Source organism: Arthrobacter sp. SO3 (genome assembly GCF_020532825.1).
GTDB lineage: Bacteria > Actinomycetota > Actinomycetes > Actinomycetales > Micrococcaceae > Arthrobacter.
This window is the reverse complement of the sequence record NZ_MQTS01000181.1, coordinates 7,992-11,393: the sequence shown is the minus strand read 5'-3', so window position 1 is coordinate 11,393 and position 3,402 is coordinate 7,992. Positions and strand designations below refer to the sequence as shown.

Below are 3,402 nucleotides of genomic sequence, written 5' to 3'. Positions count from 1 at the left end.
GCGCGAGCCCGACAACGCCGGCGGAGCGGCGGCCCCGCCGCGCCGGCGGAAGGGCGGGCAGGGGCGCCGGCCGGCCCGGGCCGCGGTGGCCGGCAGGAGCCGGCCGGTAGTCCTCCGGCTGGACCTGCCCCAGCCACGTCGGGTTGGCCTGCTGGGGAAGCGGCGGCCGGCCGCCGGGGGAGGACCCCGGGTGGTCATGGCCCGGCTGCGGCTCGTTCGTCATCATGGTCCCGAGCCTATGTCCGTGTGAGGTTAAACGCATGCCGGCGGCGCCGGGGCGCAAGACCCGCTGTGGTAATTTGGGAGGGCAAACCATCCTTTTTTAATTCCGTCCCGTGAGGCGGGGAAAGGGGAGACGAGCGTTGACTTCTGTTCCAGAAGCACCGGTTCCGGCCAAGGTTGTTCTTACCCGAGTGGTACTCAACCAGGCGGACATCGACCGTGCACTCACTCGTATCGCCCATGAAATTCTCGAGTCCAACAAGGGCTCCCAGGACCTGGCCCTGCTGGGCATCCCGCGGAGGGGCTACCCCCTCGCCGTCCGGCTTGCCGCCAAGATTGCCGCCGCCGATCCCACCGTGGACCCCGCTGCGATCGTGGGCCAGCTCGATGTGACAATGTTCCGCGACGACCTTTCCCACCAGGCCATGCGCCCGCCGTACCCCACACAGCTTCCGCGCACCGGCATCGACAACAAGGTGGTAGTGCTGATCGACGACGTCCTGTACTCCGGCCGGACCATCCGCGCCGCCCTCGACGCGATCATCGACCTCGGCCGTCCCCGCATCGTGCGCCTCGCGGTGCTGATCGACCGCGGCCACCGGGAACTGCCGATCCGGGCGGACCACGTCGGCAAGAACCTCCCCACCTCCTCCGCCGAGAAAGTCCGGGTCCGGCTCGAGGAAACCGACTCCGTCGACGGCGCGCCGGTCAACGAAGTGGTCATCGAGGCCACCGCATGAAGCACCTGCTCTCCACCGAAGACCTGAGCCTGTCCAACGCCGTCCGCATCCTCGACACCGCCGAGGAAATGGCAGCCGTGGGGGAGCGTGAGGTCAAGAAGCTGCCCACCCTGCGCGGCCGGACCGTGGTGAACCTGTTCTTCGAGGACTCCACCCGGACCCGCATTTCCTTCGAGGCGGCCGCCAAACGGCTCTCCGCCGACGTCATCAACTTTTCCGCGAAGGGCTCCTCCGTCTCGAAGGGCGAATCCCTCAAGGACACGGCCCAGACGCTCTCCGCGATGGGGGCCGACGCCGTTGTCATCCGGCACTGGGCCTCCGGCGCCCCGCACCGGCTCGCCGCCACGGACTGGATCGACGCCGCCGTCATCAACGCCGGCGACGGCACCCACGAGCACCCCACCCAGGCGCTGCTGGACGCGTTCACCATGCGCCGGCACTGGTCGAAGCTGGCCGGCACCCCGTCCGCCGGGGCAGACCTCACCGGCATGCGGGTCGCGATCGCCGGGGATGTGCTGCACTCCCGCGTGGCCCGCTCCAACGTCTGGCTGCTGCGCACCCTCGGGGCGGAAGTCACACTGGTCGCCCCGCCGACACTGCTGCCGATCGGCGTCGAAAAGTGGCCGTGCAGCGTCAGTTACGACCTGGACGCGACCCTCGCCCGCGGCGTGGACGCCATGATGATGCTGCGCGTGCAGGGCGAACGGATGAACGCCTCCTTCTTCCCGACCACCCGCGAATACTCGCGCCGCTGGGGCTTCGACGACAACCGGCTCCGCGCCCTGGACACCCTGGGCTTCAAGGACACCATCATCATGCATCCCGGGCCGATGAACCGCGGCCTGGAGATCTCGTCCGCCGCCGCCGACTCGCCCCGCTCCACGGTCCTGGCGCAGGTCCGCAACGGCGTGTCCATCCGGATGGCGGCCCTCTACCTGCTGCTCTCCGGGGACACCCGCGAACCGGCCGTCCGCACGAACTCCACCTCTTCCCCCTCCGCCCACGCCACCAAGGAGAGCCACTAATGGCATCACAGCAACAGGACGCAGGCACCGGCGCCTACCTGATCCGCGGCGCCGCCATTCTCGGCGGAGCCCCCGAAGACCTCCTGATCCGCGACGGCATCATCGCCGAACGCGGCCAGGACCTCTCCGCCGACGGCGCGACCGTCATTGAGGCCGCCGGTCTCGTGGCCCTGCCCGGCATGGTGGACATCCACACCCACCTGCGCGAACCCGGCCGCGAAGACGCCGAAACGGTCGAGACCGGCACCCGCGCCGCGGCCCTGGGCGGCTACACGGCCGTGCACGCCATGGCGAACAGCACCCCGGTGGCGGACACCGCCGGCGTCGTCGAACAGGTCCTCACCCTGGGCCGCACCGCCGGCTGGGTGGATGTCCGCCCGGTGGGCGCCGTGACCGTCGGCCTGGCGGGGGAGCAGCTCGCCGAACTCGGCGCCATGGCCGACTCCCGCGCCCGGGTCCGGGTCTTCTCCGACGACGGCATCTGCGTCCACGACCCGGTGCTGATGCGCCGGGCGCTGGAATACGTCAAGGCGTTCGACGGCGTCGTGGCCCAGCACGCGCAGGAACCCCGGCTCACCGCCGGCGCGCAGATGAACGAGGGCGAAGTCTCCGCCGTCCTCGGACTCACCGGCTGGCCCGCCGTCGCCGAAGAAAGCATCATCGCCCGGGACGTCCTGCTCGCCCAGCACGTCGGCTCCCGGCTGCACGTCTGCCACGTCTCCACGGCCGGTTCCGTCGAGATCATCCGCTGGGCCAAATCCCGCGGCGTCAACGTCACGGCCGAAGTCACCCCGCACCACCTCTGGCTCACGGACGAACTCGCCCGCAGCTACGACCCGGTCTACAAGGTCAACCCGCCGCTGCGCACCGACGCCGACGTGCAGGCCCTGCGCGCCGCGCTGGCCGACGGTACGATCGACGTCGTGGGCACCGACCACGCCCCGCACCCCAGCGAGCACAAGGAATGCGAGTGGGCCCAGGCCGCCATGGGCATGACCGGGCTGGAAACCGCGCTGTCCGTGGTGCAGCACACGATGATCGAAACCGGGCTGATGGGCTGGGCCGACTTCGCCCGGGTCACCTCCACCGCACCCGCCGCCATCGGCCGGCTGACAGACCAGGGACGCCCGCTCGACGCCGGCGAACCCGCCAACGTCACACTGGTGGACCCGGCTGCGCGGTGGACCGTGGACCCTTCTAAGATGGCAACCATGGGCCGTAACTCTCCTTTTGCCGGCCGGGAACTCCCCGGCAAGGTGGTGGCGATGTTCTTCAAGGGCCACCCCACCGTCCTGGACGGCAAGCTGAACACCCCGTACCGCTGGCTCCCGGAGCAGGCCCAGCTGCCCGGCACCGCAGCGGCAGGCCACTGATGGACAAGCTGCCCTTCCTCCTGATTATGCTGGCCCTCGCCG

The 3,402-nt window shown here is 70.2% G+C and carries 3 protein-coding genes and 1 pseudogene; 3 read left to right on the top strand and 1 reads right to left on the bottom strand.

From position 1 onward, the window contains the following. Positions 1-226 (bottom strand): annotated as a pseudogene (locus BJQ90_RS16865) (PrsW family intramembrane metalloprotease); the annotation flags it as partial. Positions 227-362: 136 nt separating this feature from the next. Between BJQ90_RS16865 and pyrR the strand changes: the two are divergent. The 3 genes from pyrR to BJQ90_RS16850 are packed head-to-tail and all read left to right on the top strand — an operon-like array spanning position 363 to position 3,360. Further along, positions 363-962 (top strand): bifunctional pyr operon transcriptional regulator/uracil phosphoribosyltransferase PyrR, encoded by a 600-nt coding sequence (gene pyrR, locus BJQ90_RS16860; RefSeq protein WP_226761369.1) that lies wholly within the window; start codon positions 363-365, stop codon positions 960-962. Further along, positions 959-1,987 (top strand): aspartate carbamoyltransferase catalytic subunit, encoded by a 1,029-nt coding sequence (locus BJQ90_RS16855; protein WP_226761368.1) that lies wholly within the window; start codon positions 959-961, stop codon positions 1,985-1,987. Before pyrR ends, BJQ90_RS16855 begins: the two co-directional genes overlap by 4 nt. Further along, complete coding sequence (locus BJQ90_RS16850) at positions 1,987-3,360, top strand: dihydroorotase (protein WP_226761367.1); 1,374 nt, start codon at positions 1,987-1,989, stop codon at positions 3,358-3,360. Before BJQ90_RS16855 ends, BJQ90_RS16850 begins: the two co-directional genes overlap by 1 nt. Positions 3,361-3,402: the final 42 nt, after the last annotated feature.